Below are 20,357 nucleotides of genomic sequence, written 5' to 3' on the forward strand. Positions count from 1 at the left end.
TTGATTTATATTTTGTAATGGATTTTTTGTATGGAAGTTATAGCTTTTAGATATACCCAATAGCATCTAAAATAATAAAATTAGGGTATATTTTTAGGCAAAGGCGAATGGATGTGCTTTTTAATATATTTATGAATCACAATAAAATATTCAGGGATTAGAAATGATTAAACCAAGACATCTACAGCAAATTATGGTGTTAACTGAAATTGGAACGATCAATCAAGCGGCTGAAGCACTTTGTATGACTCAGCCATCGTTAACTAACAGTATTAAAAAATTAGAACATGATTTGGGCGTGACCTTATTTGAAAGGACTAGTAAAGGGGTGAAACCGACTTTATATACTGAGCATATCCTAAAACAAGCCCCACAGATCTTGCAGCAGTTGGATACTTTACATAAAGAAATTAAGTTACTTTCAAGTGGTCAGGTTGGGGAGCTACATATCGGTACAGGGCCTGTCATTATTCATGCGCTAATGAAAGATGTGATTCCGTTATTTTCAAAGCAGTATCCTGAAATTGAAGTGCATTTATATGTAGATCATCCTAAGAACATCGTTGATAAATTGGAAAATGGAACTTTGGATTTAGGCATACTCAGCACTGAATATGTCGATCTCAATGAAGAACTGATTTCAGTATCGTTGTTGCAGGATCCAACTTATTTTATTGTTCGTGCAGGGCACCCATTGTTCGAAGTTGAACAGCTCGAATTTAAGCATCTGTTGGCTTATCCATTTGCATTGCCACGGATTGCAAAACAAAAAATACAATGGTTGAGATCACATACACATGCGGGGCGTTCGGCTCGTATTTGTTTGACAGTCAATGACTATGATTTATTGATTCATCAAGTTAAACACAGCGATGCCATAACGGCAGGGCCCAGCCATCTGTTTCAACCTTTATTAAAACAAAAAGAGATAGCGATTTTGGATTATCAGAATCCTGCTTTCACTTGGCATGCATGTGCAGTGTATAAGTCGATTAGTATTCACTCGATGGGGATGAAGCTGTTTTTAGAGATGATTCAGGATTGGTTTAAACGGAAAAATGCCTAGAATTTTGCTTTTGATTGATCTTCAATATTTTCATATTGTCACTGTCAATAAATAAAATGCTAAAAAACAGCTCATTTTTTGCTTAATTTTAAATTTTTTGTGCCAATTAGTTTTTGAATAATAGAGTAATCAGCACAGCTGTTGATCAGTTCAGTCTATTCAAATTTGATTTCAGCTTGATGAAAAAGTCACAAAAAAACTTAGATAAATAAAGCCAGCTTGGTCATCAATGAGCTGAGGCTAGGGAAAAATTTAAGAATTAAGGAATAACAAATGTCAGTATTGTGCATGGTTCAACACAGATCACATGAATTGAAGGTCTTACTCGAGAGAACAATCAGTGTAGTTTGTGCTGTGTTTGTTTTGGCTCAAAATAAGGGGTAAGTGACATGATGATGATTCGTTATATCAAACAAAAAGATATTCATGATCTTTACCACTTGGCGCAAAAAGCAGGCTTTGGTTTAACTTCTTTACAACCAGATATGGAAATACTGGCCGCACGGATTGATCGAGCGATTAAGACGGTTGAAGGCAAACTAGAAAAGTCGGAGCAGGGCTATTTATTTGTATTGGAAGATACCTCACTACATAAAGTGGTGGGTGTATGTGGAATAGAAGTCGCCTTGGGTTTAAAAGAGCCTTGGTATAATTTTCACGTCGGTACGCAAGTGCATTCTTCAGAGCCACTGAATGTCTATAAATCATTGCCAACTTTATATCTGAGTAATAACCACACCAACTGTAGTGAGTTATGTACTCTATTTTTAGATCCTGACTATCGCTTAAATAAGAATGGCAAGTTTTTGTCTAAAGTTCGGTTTCTATTCCTTTCTGCTTTCAGACAATATTTTGAAGAAACCATTGTGGCTGAAATGCGTGGTTTTTCAGATGCAAATGGCCGTTCACCGTTTTGGGATGCAGTCGGTCATAAATTCTTTGATATGGAATTTACCAAAGCAGATTATCTGAGTGGGACAGGCAAAAAAGCCTTTATTGCAGAACTGATGCCGCGACATCCACTTTATGTGGATATGTTGCCTGATGAAGCTAAAGCTGTGATTGCTGCAGTTCATCCGAATACGGTACCCGCATACAATCTGTTGATTGAAGAAGGGCTACGCTATAAGGGCTATGTCGATATCTTTGATGCGGGAGCAACCTTGCAGGCTGATATTGAAAATTTAAGAGCGATTAGAGACAGTCATGTGGTGACGGCAAAGGTTGAATCATCTGATCGTATTGTGCTTGGTGATGAGCCTTATATTGTTGCCAATGACGATTATGAAAATTTCCGCGCTATTCTGATTTATAGCCAGCCAGATTCCAAGCAAGTGACTTTGAATGAGGAACAAGCCCATCAGTTACATGTTAAAACCGGTGCATCTATACGTTTGCTCAATATCAATATTGCAAATCAGAACAAGCGCTGATGGACTATGTATCAGTAGAAAATCCACAGATTTAGATCTTAATTAACAGCACTTATACTGTATTTTTAGCCATATTTTTTATTCATATCGACGCATAATTTTTTACTATCCTCGATATTCATATCCTTCTAGCTAGAAGGAATTAGATTGGAATAATATAGTATATTTCATGTTAATTGGATATTAATTAAGCGAAAGTGAAAAGCCTCATCTTCAACTCGTTTGGGGATGAGATATGATGTTTGCGGCTGAAATACTTTTGCTCAATAACAACAGATTTTAGTGCGTAGAAAAGGGATCTAATGCGAACCATTACAAGTGAGGTGGGTTAATTAAATTATTAATTTAAAAATAATTTTAGAACAATGGAACTTTTAAATTAAAGCATTTTAAAAATAATTTATTGATATCAGGCAATGATAACGGTTGTTATACATTGGAGTAAGGATGACATGACTCAGAATAATGAAAAGCAACTTCTGCAAGGAGATCTGCTTGGCAGTCAACATATGACGCAGCAGGATGAAGAAAAGTTACAACGTTCTTTGACCAATCGTCATATTCAGATGATCGCCATTGGTGGAGCAATTGGTACAGGCCTATTTATGGGCTCTGGTAAAACCTTGAGTGTTTCGGGTACTTCAATTGTTTTAACTTATTTAATCATTGGTTTTTTCTTTTTCTTTGTGATGCGGGCAATGGGTGAACTATTGCTGGCAAATACTAATTTTAAGACCTTTGCTGATTTTGCCACGGCTTATATCGGCCCGTGGGCGGGTTTCTTTTTGGGCTGGTCCTATTGGTGTAACTGGATTATTACTGCAATTGCTGATGTGATTGTGATTGGGGGATATATGCAATTCTGGTATCCAGACGTCCCCGTTTGGATCCCTGCATTTACCTCGCTGGCAATTTTAACCATACTGAATTTTGTTGCTGTTCGTATGTTTGGTGAGTTAGAGTTCTGGTTCTCTTTAATCAAAATCTCCGCCATTATCCTGTTTATTCTTGCAGGGATTTATTTAATCAGCACTGGCTTTACCTCGCCGAGTGGTGTCAAAGCTTCCATGAGCCATGTATTTGAAACTCAATCGATGTTTCCCTATGGTGTTACTGGATTTTTAGCAGGCTTTCAGATTGCGATTTTTGCCTTTGTCGGTATCGAACTGGTCGGAACCACAGCAGCCGAAACCAAAGATCCACATAAATCATTGCCTAGAGCCATCAACTCGATTCCATTACGTATTTTGTTGTTCTATGTCGGTGCCTTGGTTTGTATTATCGCAGTTAGCTCTTGGGCAAAAATCTCACCAGAAAAAAGCCCATTCGTAGAAATGTTTTCGCTAATTGGATTACCTATTGCTGCTGGATTGGTGAATTTTGTGGTGGCAACTTCAGCATTATCATCTGCAAATAGTGGGATTTTTGCAACCAGTCGCATGCTTTATGGTTTGTCTCTAGACAATGATGCGCCGAAAAGTTTTAGTAAATTGTCAAAAAGAAAAGTGCCGATTCGCGGTCTGATCTTTTCCATGACTTGTGTCACCATCGGGACTTCGATTTTATTTATTGTACCGAATGTCATGACGGCGTTTACCATCATTTCCGCCCTGACGTCGATTCTATGTATTTTTACTTTTATGCTGATTATTCTGTCTTATATCTGCTATCGGAAAAAATTCCCGGAGTTGCACCAACAGTCTAAATTTAAAATGCCGGGTGGTTTGATTATGGCATGGTTCACCATGTCATTTTTGGTATTTACCATTGTGATTTTGGCTTTAGATCATGATACGCTGATTGCGCTGGCTTTCTCACCAGTATGGTTCATTGGCTTATTGATCGCATATCATCGTAAAAAGAAAAAAATGCTGCAACTTGATCTGTTAAAAACCAGAACGGTGGATTATGTCTAAGTTGGAATAATTAGCGCTTATAGGTTGAGACACGTTTAAAAGCAGGGCTTGAAGCTCTGCTTTTTACATTGATGATAAAAAAGTTTTGAATGCCACTTTTATCTTAATGAATAATAAAAGAAATTTAAAAATGACCTGTCGGCGGTGACAAAAATTGTCATAAACAGACCATGCTGTATAGACAGAGGTGGATTAATATCGTTAGAATGCCATAAATTTAAGCAATAAAATCTATAAAAATGTTGAACAACATCTATCAGGCCTTAGAAAGTTTGGGCCTTACTGCACAGAGACGTGCAATCCATATTCTGTTTTCCAATCAAAAGCTAAATTCGCAGGTTTTTCTGCAACGCATTGATGGGCAGCATCAACTGAATGTGGGCTTTAAAGCAGAATTAATTTGCTTATCAACCAATGCGACCATTCCACTTAAACAATTTATTGGTAGCCAAGCTGCAATTGATACGGTGACTGACCAAGGTCAACTCACCCGTGTCACAGGCATTATTACTCAAGCCTTGCAAGGACAATCAGACGGTAGCCTAACTGTCTATAAATTGACTTTAGAAGATCCAACCGCACTGTGGAAACAACGCCGTAACAGTCTTGTGTTTATGAACAAGAGTGTGCCTGATGTGGTCCAGATCATTTTCAAAGAGTGGCAGCAAAAAAGTCCCTTATTCGCTTCCAGTTTGACTTTGGATTTAAGCGGACTCAGTCAAGACTATGATATCCGTCCTTTTATTATGCAATATAATCAATCAGATGAAGCATTTTTAACATCCTTGATGCGTAGCGAAGGGATTAGCTGGTTGATTGATGAAGCTGAACGAACGGCTCCACAAAGCAGTGCTGCGATTCAGCCGCAAAAACTACGCCTGATTGACGACAATAGCCAATACCAAGCGCTAGACAGAAGAACGATTCGTTACCACCGCAGCAGTGCCACCGAACAATACGACAGTATGACCAGTCTGGTGGAGCAACGCAGCTTACAACCGAGCAGCGTACATGTACAGCGTTGGCAAGCTGATGCACTGGAACAGGAAGATGGTGCAGGCAGCGTCCAAAGCACACATAAACACAGTGCTCAATACGACAATGCCAGTTTAGGTCTGGAACAGGCATGGCATTTCTCACCGGCATGGATGCAAGACCTGAATGGTGAAGATGGGGCAACTCAGTCAGGCAATGCCCAGATTGAAAAGTTCAATCAAAACCTAGGACAATACTACGACCTGCAATCGAAACAGTTTGTTGCCCATACCACAGTCCGAGATACCCATGTCGGTTACTGGTTTGAATTGGCAAACACCCTGAAATCGATCAACACAGTGGAGCAGACAAAGAGTTTCTGATCACAGGCAAAAACTTCTACAACCAAAACAACTTGCCCAAAGACCTGAACAAGCAGATTAATCAGCTCTTGGCACAAAGCAATTGGCAACCTAGCCAATACAACAACGCAGAAGAACGCCAAGCCAACCAGTTGACACTGCAACGCCGCAATATCAAAACCGTACCTGAGTATCATCCATTACAACACCGTCCAGCAGCCTCTCCACAACGCGCTAAAGTGGTTGGACCCAGTGGTGAAGAAATCCATGTGGATGAATGGGGACGGATTAAAGTCCGCTTCCTGTTCACCCGCAATGAAGACCATAGCCATGATGGTGGTGCAGGTGCCAACGACAATGACACCGACTCCGCTTGGGTAGATGTACTGACGCCTTGGGCAGGTGAAGGCTATGGTGCACGCTTCTTGCCGCGTATCGATGAAATCGTAGTGATTGACTTCTTTGATGGCAACATTGACCGTCCGTTTGTGGTGGGACGCATTCACGAAGCACACCGCAGTCCAAGCAAGTTTGATAATGCAGGTAAGCTTCCAGACACCAAGAAGCTGGCAGGGATCAAATCCAAGGAATACCAAGGCGAAGGCTATAACCAACTGCGCTTTGATGACACTACAGGACAGATCAGTGCCCAACTACAAAGCAGCCACGCTGCCAGCCAACTTAACTTAGGCAAACTGAGTCATCCCAAAGACAAAGCGGAAAGTGAAGACCGCGGTGAAGGTTTTGAACTACGTACTGATCAATGGGGCGCAGTGCGGGCAGGCGATGGTTTATTGCTTTCCACATATAATCAAGATCCGGCTCAAGGCAAACATCTTGATGCCCAACCTGCTAAACAACAGCTTGAGAGCAATCAAAACAATGCCAAAGCCTTAAGTGAAGTTGCCAAGAATCAGCAAACAGATGAGGTTGAATCTTTAGCACAGTTAAAGGCATTTTTTGAGTCCATCGAATCTGATATAGCCAAATTTAATAAAGCTGTACTTTTACTCAATTCTCCAGAGGGCATTGGTCTGAGTAGCAATGAAGATATTCATTTATCCGCGGATGGACAGATCAATCAGTTTGCAGGCGACACTATTAATCTGAGTACACAAAAGAATCTGATTACACATGCTCAAAACCGAATTAGTGTGTTTGCCGCACAAAATGGCATTAAGCAAGTGGCTGCTAAAGGTAAGTTTGAAATGCATGCTCAAGGGGATGGAATGGATTTACTTGCCAAGCAAGGGATTCAAATTATCTCGACCGAAGATCGTATTGAGATTACTAGTCCGAAAGAGATTGTGATTACTGCTGGTGGTTCTCAGATCAAGCTGAATGGTTCAGGTATTTTTCCTGTGACCAGTGGCAAGTTTGAGGTGAAGGCAGGGCAGCATTTGTTTATGGGGGGAAGTAAAATAACTGTACCAAAATATTCATTACCGAAATTAGGTGAAATAAACCAATATAATTTGAGATATAAAATGTTAGATGATGGTGGTAATCCTTTGATAAATATGAAGTATATTGCTTTTTTAGAATCAGGGGAAACTGCTGAAGGTATAACCGATTCAAATGGCTTTACCCGTGAAATAAAAACAATACAAAAAGAAGATGTATCAATCCATATTTTTTTGGATAAGGAGTTAGATGTTGAGCAATAACTTAAAAGAGTATTTTCCATATGTGAAGTTAAATACTAAAGTAGATATTAATAAACTTAGTTATACTTTATCTATATTTGATACTGTAAATCAAAGGTATAAAAACTCTGATTATAATATTAAGTATTTTTCAAAAAATCTGGTTCTAATCTTAGGACTGAAATGATAACTTTAAAAAATAATAATTCAAGACTTGAAGTCTTGAGAGATTATGTTTTAATTTTTAACCTTTATCGATTAGATAACAGTGGAAAATGGCACAATGTAATAAATAATTACTACGTAAATAATATGATTGAAGAGTTTGAAAAAAAATATTGTAAATGATGTTAAGTTGGATATTGTGAAATATTCAGAAAAAAATGATATAACTCAGGTCGTACAACCAAAGAATCCAAACACAGTTGTAGTCAATATCTCTACAACACCAATATTCGTTTCAGTCGAGCACCCGCCAGGTTCTAAAAAGGATCCTTTTACAAAAGCAGCAGTGGAGGCAAGTTTATTTAATCGGCTAAAAGAACCATATCCTGATCAGAGGTTTACGTATCTGTGTGGGCCTGCTGCTTTTTTTTATTGTGTGTTAAATAGTAATAAGGATATTTATAAAAAAATTGTTAAGGCTTTATGGGAGAAGGGAGAAGTTTTAATTGGTAGGTTAAGCATAAAGCCTGATTTAAAAGGTGCACGTCTTGTTCATAATTTTTATGATGCTAAAGAAGTTGCAAGAATATCTGCCGTTGACTGGATTACAATGGGAAGTTTAAGAGACAGTTCTAATTCGATTACAAAGTATAATCAAGCAGAAGCGGTTGGATGGATACCAGATAAGTTAAATGGTTTAACAGCATTTACAATGCCTGATGAAATAAAAAATTGGTTTTCTTCGATAGGCTATAGTGTTCCTTTATATCAAAGTTTTATTCGACAAAAAGTTCCAAGAAATGTTGATTGGCTTGATGTGTTGAGAAGCCTATCATTTTACCCATCACAAGATTATTATTATGTTCTATTAACTGTCGGAGCTATAACACAAGGTGGATCTGATTTGCCTTCCGTAGCTACTGCTCCATCACATTATATAGTAATTAATTCAGATATAACTACAGTCTCAGGGGTTGTTAATAAACAGACTTCTGAAGATGCTATTGTTAATGCTACTTGTTTTAATTGGGGGAAGCAGGATAGAATTAAATCTGTTAGTTTGAAAACTATGAGCCGGTTTATTTGGGCCATTATTGTTGTGAAAAGAGAGTTGAAATAAATGAAAAAAATCCTGATACTAATATCATTATTTATATTGGGCTGCTCTAATATAAATAATAATGTTTTTTTAACGAAAGAAATTCCAGTAGCAAAAGTCGGAAAACCTTATTTTGCAGAAATAAAAATGAAGGAATATCGTGTGATTGAGGATGATTTTCTTGTACAGTCAAATATAGATCAAGATAGTGGTTTAGTTATTTTGTCTGATCAAGGAGAAAAATATTTCGCCTCTCATGCTTTGACAATAATTAAAGGGACACCCAGAAGATCTGGTATTTATAATATAAATATTTCTGGAACTGTCAGGGATGGATTGAAAGATTTTAATAAGGATTTTGTTTTAAGAGTTGAGGAGTAGTAATGTTTTATATTAATTTTATATTCGGTTATTGAATATAAAGAAGCTAATTATTGTAGGAAAGTAAGCTATTTTATAATAAAGGTGGTGTCTTTGTTTTCTTTTCAATGTGCGGATGTGGTGAAAGATATAAAGTTGAACCCAATGAGCTTTAGTCGTTTATATTGGAAATCCCCATGGTAAATTAATCAGAATTTTGTATGAAAGATTTTTAGATTGGATCTTTGTGTTTTTTGAAAACTATTCAAAGTCTGGATATTAACTATTAATGAATTGGATGCTATCCTACTATAAAAAATACTATGTTTCAAAAAAGTAAAGGATAATATAATATTGATTTTTTATATTTTATGGTGGGAGTGGTGATAAATTAAAAAAAAATCTTGGTGTTTTTGAGTGGTTTTAAAATAATTAAAATTTAGGTGTAATAATGCTTTTGTAGAGGTGTTTTAGTCAGATTATTATAGAAATAGGTGTTGAGCAATAAAATGATAAGTTATTTGAAAAATATTTCATTGGTCTTTTTACCCATTATTTTATGTATCAGTTGTAGTAATGGCCAGTCAGCAGGGCAGCCAAGCGCTGATACAGAAGGATTTATCAAGAAATTAAACCAGCAGCATCGGTTTAAGGTTCATGGCTGTGCAATTAATTATAACGGTACAGATCTTTATATGAATTCTACCGTTGAACCTTGGATCAAAGCCTTGGGGAAAAACTATAGAAAAGTAGATAGTACGGATGGAATTAATTTAACCAATTTATATATCTATGATGATATAGGAGTGCGATTGGTTGAGAGAAAAAATGATAAGCAAATTGATAGTTTTCGATTTCGTTTAGAAAGACCAGAGCACGATATAAAGAAAGAAACAGATGCAGAAATAGAAGAAGAGCTGAAGAAACCTGATACGGAACAAGTGCGAAATATATTTAAAGATGCTATCGATATAGATGGGATACTTGTTGGCGCTTATCCAATGCATGATGAGGTTAGAAATAAATTTCATTCAAAAACACGTGTTAGTTATAACTTAACTATTAGCTGTGAAAATGATCAAAAGGGTAAGCCATTTGGAATCGAGTTAAGTACGAGTTTTAATGATCCCGAAGTGATTGATCATATGTATTTTTATAATTATTTTGATTCTATCAGTGATGAGGAGAAAGCGAGGCAGCGTAAAGAGTTCTGTGAAGGTCCTGATCGCGATCATCCTATTTTAGGAGGAGGCTGTGAAGACTATCCTGTGAAAAAATAAATGTAATATATTGAATATGAATAAATTTAAAATTTTTGGAATTCTGTTTATTAGCTTTTTATGTACCAGTTGTAGTAATAGCCAGTCAGCAGGGCAGCTAAGCGCTGATACAGAAGGATTTATCAAGAAATTAAACCAGCAACATCGGTTTAAGGTTCATGGCTGTGCAATTAATTATAACGGTACAGATCTTTATATGAATTCTACCGTTGAACCTTGGATCAAAGCCTTGGGGAAAAACTATAGAAAAGTGGATAGTACGGATGGAGCTAATTTAACCAATTTATATATCTATGATGATATAGGAGTACGATTGGTTGAGAGAAAAAATGATAAGCAAATTGATAGTTTTCGATTTCGTTTAGAAAGACCAGAGCACGATATAAAGAAAGAAACAGATGCAGAAATAGAAGAAGAGTTGAAGAAACCTGATACGGAACAAGTGCGAAGTATATTTAAAGATGCTATCGATGTAGATGGCGTACTCGTCGGTGCTTATCCAATGCATGATGAAATTAGAAGTAAATTCCATTCAAAAACACGGGTTAGTTATAATCTTACGGTGGATTGTAATGAAAATCAAAAAGGTGAGTCATTTGGAATCGAGTTAAGTACAAGTTTTAATGATCCCGAAGTAATTGATCATATGTTTTTTAATAATTATTTGGATTCAATGACCGAAGAGCAAAAAAAAGCATTAGGACGTAGAACTGATGAAAATGGTAGAGAAATTTGTGGTGATTATTTTGATGTAAAAACTATGAAGGTTGCTCCAAGCTATTGTTCAGTAGAAGAATTGGAAGAGGAAAAGAAAAATGCTAATAAATAGTTTTTTCAGGCTAAAGCATTTTTTAGAAGAGGTTTGCTCTAGACAAAGTATTGGGTCTTATGGCAGATATAATTTTGTAATGAAGTTGCTTGAAAATAAATTAATATAGAGGGCATTTTTTGAGTAAGAATATAGCTATAGTTATACTTGGAATAATATTTTTAATACAATTGGCCCTAAATTTATATTTATTTAAATTTAGGGAAACGCCTAAGATACATGTATTAGATCGGCCATTGCAAATAGCTTCAAGCTTTGATAATTATTCTGAATATACTATTTTGCCAGCGGGTACAGTTTTATATGATGATAGCGATTCTTTAAACAGAAGGGTGATGGTTTATTTTAATCTACAAGGTGTGGATTTCAATTTTGTTGATCAAGATGCTGATATATTAAAGCAACCTAATGAAGTGTCTGCAATTAGAGCTGTTGATTTGCCTAGAGTCTTAAAATCTATTCCTTTAACCAAGAAAGATATATTTTTAATTATTAAATATGATGAAGATATCAATCCAAAGGTTCGTGAAATGCTATTTAAGAAATATAAAATTAAGCCCTCTGAATTTGAGTCATATTAGGAGTGATTCCTAAAGCAAAATCTATTAAATAAAAAAATTAAAACTTTTTTAGGAATAGGCTGTGAAAATTACCCTATAAAAAATAACAATACTGCCGTAAAATAAAAAGCAGAGCCGAAGCTCTGCTTTTTTGAGTCAATCAGTTTTAGATTTTGCTGATCAAATCATTAATTTGTTTTGCTTGTTCTGCTGCATTACCTGTATAGGTTGCAGGTGTTAACTCAGCTAAACGAGCACGTTCATCGGCTGGCACTTGTGCAAGTTCATCACCATTGACAAAGTTCACCATCATGTCACGGGTCATTGCCTGACCACGAGTAAGTGCTTTTAATTTCTCATATGGCTTTTCAACATTATAGCGACGCATAACCGTTTGGATTGGCTCTGCAAGAACTTCCTGTGCTTGATTTAAATCTTCATTTAAACGAGCAGCATTGAGCTCAAGTTTACCAACACCTTTTAAGCAAGCATCAAAAGCAATTAAGCTTTGTGCAAAACCAACACCCATATTACGTAATACAGTTGAGTCAGTTAAGTCGCGCTGCCAGCGAGACACAGGAAGTTTTTCACCGAGGTGACCTAAAACAGCATTGGCAATACCCAAGTTACCTTCTGAGTTTTCGAAGTCAATTGGGTTGACTTTGTGTGGCATAGTTGAAGAACCCACTTCGCCATCTTTTAACTTTTGTTTGAAGTAACCGAGAGAGATATAACCCCAAACATCACGGTTAAAGTCGATCAAGATGGTGTTGTAACGGCGCAAAGCATCAAACAATTCAGCCATATAGTCATGTGGCTCGATTTGCGTGGTGTACGGGTTGAAGCTTAAACCTAAAGACTCAACGAATGCTTGTGCATGTGCAGCCCAGTCAATTTCTGGGTATGCAGAAAGATGAGCGTTATAGTTACCTACAGCACCATTGATTTTGCCGAGTAACTCAACATTTTCAAATTGCTTGATTTGACGTGCTAAACGATACGCAACGTTTGCCATCTCTTTACCCAAGGTCGTTGGGCTTGCAGTTTGACCATGTGTACGAGACAACATCGGTTGTTCAGCATGCGTTGTTGCCAAAGCTGAAATTGCATTGAGAAGTTGCTTCATCGTTGAAACTAAAACTTCACGGCCATTTTTCAGCATCAGTGCATGAGACAAGTTATTGATGTCTTCAGAGGTACATGCAAAGTGAATGAATTCGCCTGCATTTTGTAATTCATCAATGTTGGCAATTTTTTCTTTAAGGAAATATTCAACCGCTTTTACATCGTGATTAGTGGTGCGTTCAATTTCCTTAATGCGATTCGCATCTTCTTCTGAGAAGTTTGAAACGATTGCATCTAAAGCTGCATTGGTTTCATTTGAAAACGGCGCAACTTCAATAATTTCTGCACGATTTGCAAGTGCTTGTAACCAACGCACTTCAACCGTGACACGAGCGTGGATTAAACCAAACTCAGACAAAAAAGGGCGTAGGGCATCGCATTTGCTAGCGTAACGTCCATCAAGTGGCGAGAGTGCGGTTAAAGCATTCATACAGATTCCTTAAAGTTTAGCTCTCCCTTGCGGAACTTTAGTCGTTCCTCAGGAGAGATTTAGAGAGGTTGTAAAACGGTATAAAAATAAATTCGTTGTAGCATCGGTCTATACCACCTGATACTGCAAACGAGCGAGAGCTTGAATATCTTGCAATAATTTGCGTTTACTAAAGATCATACTCCAAGAGCTTCCACCGAGCTGCTTCCATAAATGTGCAAGTTGTAAGCCTGTAAATAAGCATGCACGAATACGGTTGGTATGATTGATGTCTTTAAATGCTTCCGCATTGCCACGCACCAAGATGCGAGGATTGATCTGTCCCGCAGTTTCGACATAGGTTTGTGCGAGGTTGGCAATGATGCTTGGGTGTAAGTAGTTATTATCGAAAAAGGAGAGTTGCTTTAAGATTTTTTGTTGTGAGCTTTCTATAATTTTGACATATTCAGGATTGCTATAAACTTTCTTTTCCAGTTGCAATAAGGCCATCGCATAGGACATGGGTAGTTTTGCTGTCGACATTTTCGGAACACGGGATTTTGGTGCGGTATTAAAAGGCTGAGTAATACAGCCTTCTAATGTTTTTAATCCGAGTGAAATGTCTGCAAGTTGATTAAAAAAATCCAAGGTCTGAGTGGCATTATTTGCTGCAGGACGAATATTTAGACTGGCTTTAATTAATAGCTCAAAATAGAAATTACCACTATCGCCAATACTTTGCTGACCTGCCATTGCAGTCATATGTGTTAACTGAGTTGCCTGAAAGACTGCGGCCAATGCTAGAGCACGGTTTTGTCTAACATTCAACGCTTGAGTGTGCTGAAAGGGTAACTCGACCATGCTTCGCTTCCAATTTCCTTAAATAAAATCTGGTTCAGGTGCATTGGTATGGTGAATGACACCACCACCTAAGCAGACCTCTCCGGAGTAGAACACCACGCTTTGTCCAGGAGTCACAGCTCTTTGCGGCTCATCAAACTCAACACGGATGCCATTTTCAGTCTGCTCATCACGATATATGGTACACGCTTGATCGGGCTGACGATAACGAGTTTTCGCTGTGCAGCGGAATCCAGCCGATGGAATGTGCTGTTCGCCTGCAACCCAATCAATCGACTCGCTCCAAAGTTGCGTACTTTGCATCAATGGATGTTCATGTCCTTGACCAATCACCAGTCGGTTATTGGCAATATCTTTATGAAGTACGAACCATGCACCTTCTTGTACACCTTTCATACCACCGATACCGATACCACCGCGCTGACCCAGCGTATAGTACATCAAGCCATGATGTTCACCAACTTCTTTACCTGATTCCAAAACAATTTTTCCAGCTTGTGCAGGTAAGTATTGTTTAAGGAAGTCTGTAAAGCGGCGCTCGCCAATAAAGCAAATACCAGTGGAATCTTTCTTCTTCGCAGTCGCCAGATCTAACTCTTCTGCAATACGACGAACTTCGGGTTTTTCAATTTCACCCACAGGGAACAAGGTCTTGTTGATTTCACGACCATGTACCGCATGTAAGAAATAAGTCTGGTCTTTATTGTTATCCACACCACGGAGTAATGGCGCATAGGTTTCGCCACGTGAGTTTTGTGTGCTTGCACCACGACGTGCATAGTGACCTGTGGCAATAAAGTCTGCACCCAAGGTCATGGCATGATCGAGGAAGGCGCGGAATTTAATTTCTTTATTGCACAGAATGTCTGGGTTTGGTGTGCGACCCGCAGCGTATTCAGCCAGAAAGTGCTCAAAGACACGATCCCAATATTCCATTGCAAAGTTTGCAGTATGCAGCTTGATGCCAATTTTATCTGCAACGGCTTGAGCATCTGCCAAGTCTTCCAGTGCTGTGCAGTAATCCGTACCATCATCCTCTTCCCAATTTTTCATGAAAAGACCTTCAACTTGATATCCTTGTTGAAGTAATAATGCGGCAGAAACGGAGGAGTCTACACCACCAGACATACCGACGATGACACGTTGTTGCATCTAATTAAGCGTCCAAATGAGAAGTTAATGAGGGAGAGAATGGGTGCTCATAAATAAGCGATAAAGGATATTTTTTGCCAGCTAGGGCATCTTCAACAGCTTTTAAAACCAATGGGCTACGCGCACGAGCTGTTTCTTGTAGTTCATCCAAGTTCATCCATACTGCAGCGACAATGCCTGTATCTAGTTGTGCATTTTCTTCAACTGCAGTCACATGGGCCAAGAAGCAAAAACGATAGTAGGTGCGATCAGGAAACATTGGTGGGGTATAGGTATAGATCCCCAGCAAATGATCAATTTCAACATGATGACCTGTTTCTTCTAAGGTCTCACGGATGGCTGCTTGAATAATGGTTTCGTCGCATTCGACATGACCTGCGGGTTGATTAAACACGGTATGTACAAAGCCTTCGCTGTGTTCTTCAACAAACAGAAAACGTCCGTCTTTTTCGACAACAGTGGCGACTGTGACATGAGGTGTCCAAGCGGTCATAGAAAGCACCATGATTTTAAAAAACGTATTCTACAAAATTTGACTGTTTTTGGCTACATAGGAAGGCTAATTCGCTAAAGCGGAGGAAAAATATTTGCTGTGATCCGTGTGTATTTGATGTGTTGAGAATCAAAAAGGAATTGCTTCAAAAAAAGAGAATATGCTAGTGTATTTTTTGACCGCAAGGTAAAAATAACAATTCCGTCTAAGCGATGCATTATTTGCTCAGGCCTTTCAATAATTTAGAAGTAGAACAGATGACGAATTAGACTCATATACAGCACACGGAGTTGAAGTATTATGCAACATATTAAAATTAAACCAGGTGTCGCTTTAGCAGAACAAGCAGAGATTGGCCATAATCGCTGGCATCCAGATATTCCTTTTTTAACATCGGTGAAACCAGGCGAAGAAATTCTTATTGAAAGTCTGGATTTTCTAGACGCTCAAATTAAAGATACCGATGATGTCTCTGATGTAAAACATGTAGATCTCACTCGAGCACATCCACTGACAGGACCTTTTTATGTTGAAGGTGCTGAGCCGGGCGATTTGTTGGTGATTGATCTTCTGGATATTCAGCCAATTTCCGATGTGGGCTTTTCTGGCGTTTTCGCGAAAGAAAATGGCGGTGGATTTTTAGCGGATTATTTCCCTGAAGCGGATAAGGCAATTTGGGATTTAAAAGGATTATTTGCAACGTCACGTCATATCCCCGGTGTTCGTATTGCTGGCTTAAAACATCCTGGATTAATGGGGACGCTTCCTTCACATGAGCTTTTAAAAGAATGGAACCGCAGAGAAGCATTATTGGTACCTAAAGGGCAGGCAAATCCACCTGATCCAAGAACTGCGGTGTTACGTGGTGTCACGGGTGCAGAGTTTGATCGAATGGCAATTGAGGCAGCCCGTACGGTACCACCACGTGAGCATGGTGGTAATACTGATATTAAAGATCTTGCAGCGGGCAGTCGTATTTATTTTCCTGTGTATCAGAAAGGTGCTGGATTCTCGATGGGTGATCTACACTTCTCACAAGGTGATGGCGAAATCGGCTTTTGTGGTGCGATTGAAATGGATGGGGTAACCCGTGTTGGTTTTGACCTGATTAAAGGTGGAATGGAAAAATATAATATTGATTCACCGATCTTTGTTCCAAGTAATGTCAGACCTAATTACGATCAGTGGCTAACCTTTGAAGGCATCAGTGTTGAAAATGGGGTAAATCATTATCTGGATGCGACGGTTGCCTATCGTCAGGCCTGTTTAAAAGCGATTAAATATCTTGAGAATTTTGGATTTACGGGATCTCAAGCCTATATGTTGCTGACCGCAGCGCCTGTTGAAGGACGTATCGGTGGCATTGTGGATATTCCAAACTGTGCTTGCACAATTTCTTTACCAACCTCTATCTTTGAGAAGAATATTTTGCCGCAAGGTGCCTTAAACGAGAATAAGTTTTGGGGGCATCGTTAGTCTTGGATGAATGCAGATTGATCGTTAAAGAAGGATTTTAAGATGCCACTGTATGATTTTAGATGTGAACATTGTGAAGGGATTTTCGAGCAGAATGTCCCAATGGCTAGTATTGGAAGGGATAACACATCTTGCCCATATTGCCAGCAATCCATATTATTAAGACCGATGATGACAGGGCATCAAAAGATCTCAGTCAAAAATAAATGGCGCCCCTCATCGAGTGCCGAGCAACTGGCGGGGCCCTTGGTTGATGGACCTGGAACCAGCAAAAAAAGTGCTCGGACATCGGTGTTGCATAACTGTCGCGGTGTGAATTGTTCTTTATGTGAGGTTTGAGCTTCTACACTTTAAAAGTAAGAGATATTGCCATCCTGTGATTTTGTTGTGTTGGATGGCTTTTATATAAGCTTGATGATATGCCTTTAGGGATAACGTCATTCTTCCTGATATTCATCAAGATCTAATTTTTTCCATGCATCACCGATGAAATCTCTTTCAGCCACTTGACCGTAACCAAGATCAAAAATGTCATTTAGACTCGGGTCTTTTAAAATCATTTGTTCCAAGGCAACTAAGCGAATATCATCTGGTTCTTGGTCTCCAGTTAAAAACTGCCAATCGCCATCAGTTTCGTGAACAACGCGTAAGATGGGTTGATTATGTTCTAGCCATTGCCGAGTGGTAAAAATACCGAGGTTTTTAGCTTCTCTGAACTTAAAATCAGCATTTCGGTCTAAGAGTGGTTGATCATAAATAAATTCTTCCTCAAATCCATCTTCCCAAGGCAATTTATTATTACGATCTGCCCAAACCAATTGCAAAGCGGAAAAATTGTCGTGTTGATAGTAATTTAAAGCAGCACCAAAATAATCTTCAATATTTTTAATATCTACAGGCAAAAATTGAGCACGAGTTTCTTTAAAAATTTGATCGCCATACTCTTGATTGAGAGCAATTATTTCTCCATTTTTGATCAGATTAGCCACATCATTGATGATGGTATGTGCTAAGTCAGTTGCTAGCCCAAAGCATATAATTTCAGGGTGCTGATAGCTTTCATATAAACCGATACTATAACTAAAAGAGGGTAAATAGTCTGTCGCACTAATTCCTATAACTTGCAGTCCGTACTTTTCAATATTGAGCTTAGTTGTACTAATGAGTGCATCCGGAGTAGGGCAATTATGTGAATGATCAGTGTTCATAAGTTATCCCTAAAAGTTTATTATTTTTAATTGTGTGCAAAATTAAGGAGAAGCATAACGAAGTCTTAAACTTCGCTATTCTTATAATTATCCTTCACTTTCACATAATGACGTGCTGAATAAGGAAGGAATTCCATTTCTTTTTCAGTCAATGCACGAACTTGCTGTACTGGACTGCCGACATAGAGATAACCACTTTTTAGCACTTTACGTGGCGGCACCAGACTACCTGCACCAATCATTACATCATCTTCAATAATCACGTCATCTAACACAACGGTATTAATCCCGATCAAGACACGATTACCAATAGTGCATCCATGTAAAGTCACATGATGTCCAACAGTTACATCTTCTCCAATGACCAGTGGAGAGCCATTCGGTTTAGATTGATTCTTATGGCTGACATGTAACATACAGTGATCTTGCACATTGCTGTTTTTGCCGATTTGAATCGAATTTACATCACCACGAATTACTGCAAATGGCCAAACTGAAACATTCTCTGCTAATTTGACATCACCAACTACAACTGACATCTCATCTACATAGCAGCTTGCATCAACATCAGGTTCTTGGTCTAGATAGGGACGAATGTTCTTTGGCATAGTGGCTTTCGATTGAAAAATTTAGAGTAATTATAAAATAAAAAAGCATTCATACCCAAGAGCATGAATGCTTAATCGTACTTTTCTAAAATTTAGAATAAGTTACTGAAGAACATTTTAATATGGTCAATCATACGTGCAAAGAAGCTAGCTTCTTCAACAGGTTTTAATGCAACCAATGGTTTTTCAGCAATCACTTTGCCATCGAGACTCGCGACTAATTTACCAACAACTTGACCTTTGGCTAAAGGTGCGTTCAGTTTCGGTTGAACTACAAGCTGAGTTTTGATTTTATCTGCTTGACCTTTAGGCATGGTGACATTGAAGTTTTCAGCTAAACCAATTTGAACTTCATCTTGTTTACCAAACCATACTTTTGCTTTAGCAAGAACTTGGTTGGCCGGTTGAACGTTTGCAGTTTCAAAGTTTGCAAAACCCCAAGCCAATAAGGTGCGAGTTTGGCTGGCACGTTCATTCATGCTTGGTGTACCAAAGATCACCGAGATCAAGCGCATTGGACCGCGTTTACTTGATGTGGTTAAGCAGAAACCTGCTTCATTGGTATGACCTGTTTTTAAACCATCAACACTTGGATCTGTATAAAGCAGAGCATTACGATTGCCTTGCTTAATCCCGTTGAAAGTAAATTCTTTTTCAGAATAAATTGGGTAGTATTTCGAGCTATCTTTGATAATGTGCTGAGCAAGAATCGCCATATCTTTTGCTGTTGAATAATGACCATCAGCTGGCATACCTGTTGAGTTGATGAAATGCGTATTCACCATACCCACACGTTTTGCTTCTTGGTTCATCATGTGGGCAAAAGTACCTTCGTTGCCCGCAATGTGTTCAGCCATTGCTTTAGATGCATCATTACCTGACTGGATAATAATACCACGGAGCATTTCTAAAACTGTTGCCGTGCCATTTAATGGAACGTACATACATGATTCAGAACTGCTACCACGACACCACGCAGATTCATTCATGCGTACTTGTTCGTTTTCAGTCAATTCACCCTTTAAAAGTTTTTGCTCAATGATGTAGCTTGTCATCATTTTTGTCATTGAAGCAGGTGCAAGTTTTTCATCTTCGTTTTTAGCAGCGAGAATCTGTCCAGTCTCGTAATCCATCAATACATAAGATTTATTATTTAATTCTGGTGGAGCAGATAGGACAGTTGCTGCATATGAAAAGCTTGGCAAAAGGAGTAATGCAGCAAGAGCGCTTTTTTGAGTCATTCTAGGTGGTTCCAATATCTTGTATGAAGCAGTCGAGCCTAGCATTTTAGGACAAAGCAAAGCCGACTTCTACGGGGGAAGTCGGCTTTTTCA

General features: G+C 38.4%; 17 protein-coding genes and 1 pseudogene. 11 read left to right on the forward strand and 7 right to left on the reverse strand.

Annotation, left to right across the window (positions count from 1 at the left end):
* The first annotated feature begins 163 nt into the window (after positions 1–163).
* The 9 genes and pseudogenes from A7P55_RS10090 (at position 164) to A7P55_RS10130 (ending at position 11,712) form a co-directional block, all read left to right on the forward strand.
* Positions 164–1,066 carry a LysR family transcriptional regulator gene (locus A7P55_RS10090; RefSeq protein WP_171551996.1) on the forward strand — a complete coding sequence of 301 codons (903 nt, stop codon included), beginning with the start codon at positions 164–166 and terminating at the stop codon, positions 1,064–1,066.
* Between the two features lie 389 nt (positions 1,067–1,455).
* Positions 1,456–2,499 (forward strand): arginine N-succinyltransferase, encoded by a 1,044-nt coding sequence (astA, locus tag A7P55_RS10095; RefSeq protein WP_171551997.1) that lies wholly within the window; start codon positions 1,456–1,458, stop codon positions 2,497–2,499.
* Positions 2,500–2,951: 452 nt separating this feature from the next.
* The gene (locus A7P55_RS10100) at positions 2,952–4,415 is read left to right on the forward strand and encodes an amino acid permease (RefSeq protein ID WP_216078019.1); all 1,464 of its coding nucleotides are present in this window, start codon (positions 2,952–2,954) and stop codon (positions 4,413–4,415) included.
* 239 nt (positions 4,416–4,654) lie between these two features.
* A pseudogene (locus A7P55_RS10105) lies at positions 4,655–7,419 on the forward strand (type VI secretion system Vgr family protein).
* A 304-nt stretch (positions 7,420–7,723) separates the two neighbouring features.
* Positions 7,724–8,683, forward strand: coding sequence for a hypothetical protein (locus A7P55_RS10110; protein WP_252727848.1), 960 nt, complete (start codon positions 7,724–7,726; stop codon positions 8,681–8,683).
* Entirely contained in the window at positions 8,684–9,043 is a 360-nt protein-coding gene (locus A7P55_RS10115) for a hypothetical protein (RefSeq protein ID WP_171551998.1), read from the forward strand. It abuts the gene before it with no gap.
* 488 nt (positions 9,044–9,531) lie between these two features.
* Positions 9,532–10,302 (forward strand): hypothetical protein, encoded by a 771-nt coding sequence (locus A7P55_RS10120; protein ID WP_171551999.1) that lies wholly within the window; start codon positions 9,532–9,534, stop codon positions 10,300–10,302.
* A 16-nt stretch (positions 10,303–10,318) separates the two neighbouring features.
* On the forward strand, positions 10,319–11,131 hold the full coding sequence (locus A7P55_RS10125) for a hypothetical protein (protein WP_171552000.1): 813 nt from the start codon (positions 10,319–10,321) through the stop codon (positions 11,129–11,131).
* 119 nt (positions 11,132–11,250) lie between these two features.
* Positions 11,251–11,712 carry a hypothetical protein gene (locus A7P55_RS10130; RefSeq protein WP_171552001.1) on the forward strand — a complete coding sequence of 154 codons (462 nt, stop codon included), beginning with the start codon at positions 11,251–11,253 and terminating at the stop codon, positions 11,710–11,712.
* A gap of 145 nt (positions 11,713–11,857) precedes the next feature.
* Here A7P55_RS10130 and purB read toward each other — a convergent pair whose 3' ends face one another.
* The 4 genes from purB to A7P55_RS10150 all read right to left on the reverse strand — a co-directional run bounded on the left by purB (position 11,858) and on the right by A7P55_RS10150 (position 15,731).
* Positions 11,858–13,246, reverse strand: a complete 1,389-nt coding sequence (gene purB / locus A7P55_RS10135) for an adenylosuccinate lyase (protein ID WP_171552002.1) — start codon at positions 13,244–13,246, stop codon at positions 11,858–11,860.
* Positions 13,247–13,354: 108 nt separating this feature from the next.
* Positions 13,355–14,086 (reverse strand): high frequency lysogenization protein HflD, encoded by a 732-nt coding sequence (hflD, locus tag A7P55_RS10140; protein WP_004652818.1) that lies wholly within the window; start codon positions 14,084–14,086, stop codon positions 13,355–13,357.
* 18 nt (positions 14,087–14,104) lie between these two features.
* Complete coding sequence (gene mnmA / locus A7P55_RS10145; RefSeq protein WP_171552003.1) at positions 14,105–15,238, reverse strand: tRNA 2-thiouridine(34) synthase MnmA; 1,134 nt, start codon at positions 15,236–15,238, stop codon at positions 14,105–14,107.
* 4 nt (positions 15,239–15,242) lie between these two features.
* Positions 15,243–15,731, reverse strand: a complete 489-nt coding sequence (locus tag A7P55_RS10150) for an NUDIX hydrolase (protein WP_171552004.1) — start codon at positions 15,729–15,731, stop codon at positions 15,243–15,245.
* Positions 15,732–16,031: 300 nt separating this feature from the next.
* Between A7P55_RS10150 and fmdA the strand changes: the two genes are divergently transcribed.
* Positions 16,032–17,207: a formamidase gene (gene fmdA / locus A7P55_RS10155; protein WP_171552005.1), complete on the forward strand. Its 1,176-nt coding sequence runs from the start codon at positions 16,032–16,034 to the stop codon at positions 17,205–17,207.
* A 42-nt stretch (positions 17,208–17,249) separates the two neighbouring features.
* Positions 17,250–17,546 carry an FmdB family zinc ribbon protein gene (locus A7P55_RS10160; RefSeq protein WP_171552006.1) on the forward strand — a complete coding sequence of 99 codons (297 nt, stop codon included), beginning with the start codon at positions 17,250–17,252 and terminating at the stop codon, positions 17,544–17,546.
* Between the two features lie 98 nt (positions 17,547–17,644).
* On the opposite strand, the gene A7P55_RS10165 is transcribed toward A7P55_RS10160, so the two are convergent.
* The 3 genes from A7P55_RS10165 to dacC form a co-directional block, all read right to left on the reverse strand.
* On the reverse strand, positions 17,645–18,415 hold the full coding sequence (locus A7P55_RS10165) for a DUF4262 domain-containing protein (RefSeq protein ID WP_171552007.1): 771 nt from the start codon (positions 18,413–18,415) through the stop codon (positions 17,645–17,647).
* A 65-nt stretch (positions 18,416–18,480) separates the two neighbouring features.
* Complete coding sequence (locus A7P55_RS10170; protein WP_171552008.1) at positions 18,481–19,023, reverse strand: gamma carbonic anhydrase family protein; 543 nt, start codon at positions 19,021–19,023, stop codon at positions 18,481–18,483.
* Positions 19,024–19,115: 92 nt separating this feature from the next.
* A complete protein-coding gene (gene dacC, locus A7P55_RS10175; RefSeq protein ID WP_004808276.1) occupies positions 19,116–20,264 on the reverse strand; it encodes a D-alanyl-D-alanine carboxypeptidase PBP5/6 in 1,149 nt (382 codons plus the stop codon).
* Between the last annotated feature and the right edge of the window lie 93 nt (positions 20,265–20,357).

Origin of the sequence: Acinetobacter sp. Ac_5812 (genome assembly GCF_013072695.1) — a bacterium.
Lineage (GTDB): Bacteria > Pseudomonadota > Gammaproteobacteria > Pseudomonadales > Moraxellaceae > Acinetobacter.

Coding starts and splice junctions, on each gene's coding strand:
- A7P55_RS10115 (WP_171551998.1), top strand. CDS start 8,684: ATGAAAAAAATCCTGATACTAATATCATTATTTATATTGGGCTGCTCT.
- hflD (WP_004652818.1), bottom strand. CDS start 14,086: ATGGTCGAGTTACCCTTTCAGCACACTCAAGCGTTGAATGTTAGACAA.
- fmdA (WP_171552005.1), top strand. CDS start 16,032: ATGCAACATATTAAAATTAAACCAGGTGTCGCTTTAGCAGAACAAGCA.
- A7P55_RS10120 (WP_171551999.1), top strand. CDS start 9,532: ATGATAAGTTATTTGAAAAATATTTCATTGGTCTTTTTACCCATTATT.
- astA (WP_171551997.1), top strand. CDS start 1,456: ATGATGATGATTCGTTATATCAAACAAAAAGATATTCATGATCTTTAC.
- mnmA (WP_171552003.1), bottom strand. CDS start 15,238: ATGCAACAACGTGTCATCGTCGGTATGTCTGGTGGTGTAGACTCCTCC.
- A7P55_RS10090 (WP_171551996.1), top strand. CDS start 164: ATGATTAAACCAAGACATCTACAGCAAATTATGGTGTTAACTGAAATT.
- purB (WP_171552002.1), bottom strand. CDS start 13,246: ATGAATGCTTTAACCGCACTCTCGCCACTTGATGGACGTTACGCTAGC.
- A7P55_RS10165 (WP_171552007.1), bottom strand. CDS start 18,415: ATGAACACTGATCATTCACATAATTGCCCTACTCCGGATGCACTCATT.
- dacC (WP_004808276.1), bottom strand. CDS start 20,264: ATGACTCAAAAAAGCGCTCTTGCTGCATTACTCCTTTTGCCAAGCTTT.
- A7P55_RS10125 (WP_171552000.1), top strand. CDS start 10,319: ATGAATAAATTTAAAATTTTTGGAATTCTGTTTATTAGCTTTTTATGT.
- A7P55_RS10150 (WP_171552004.1), bottom strand. CDS start 15,731: ATGACCGCTTGGACACCTCATGTCACAGTCGCCACTGTTGTCGAAAAA.
- A7P55_RS10170 (WP_171552008.1), bottom strand. CDS start 19,023: ATGCCAAAGAACATTCGTCCCTATCTAGACCAAGAACCTGATGTTGAT.
- A7P55_RS10160 (WP_171552006.1), top strand. CDS start 17,250: ATGCCACTGTATGATTTTAGATGTGAACATTGTGAAGGGATTTTCGAG.
- A7P55_RS10100 (WP_216078019.1), top strand. CDS start 2,952: ATGACTCAGAATAATGAAAAGCAACTTCTGCAAGGAGATCTGCTTGGC.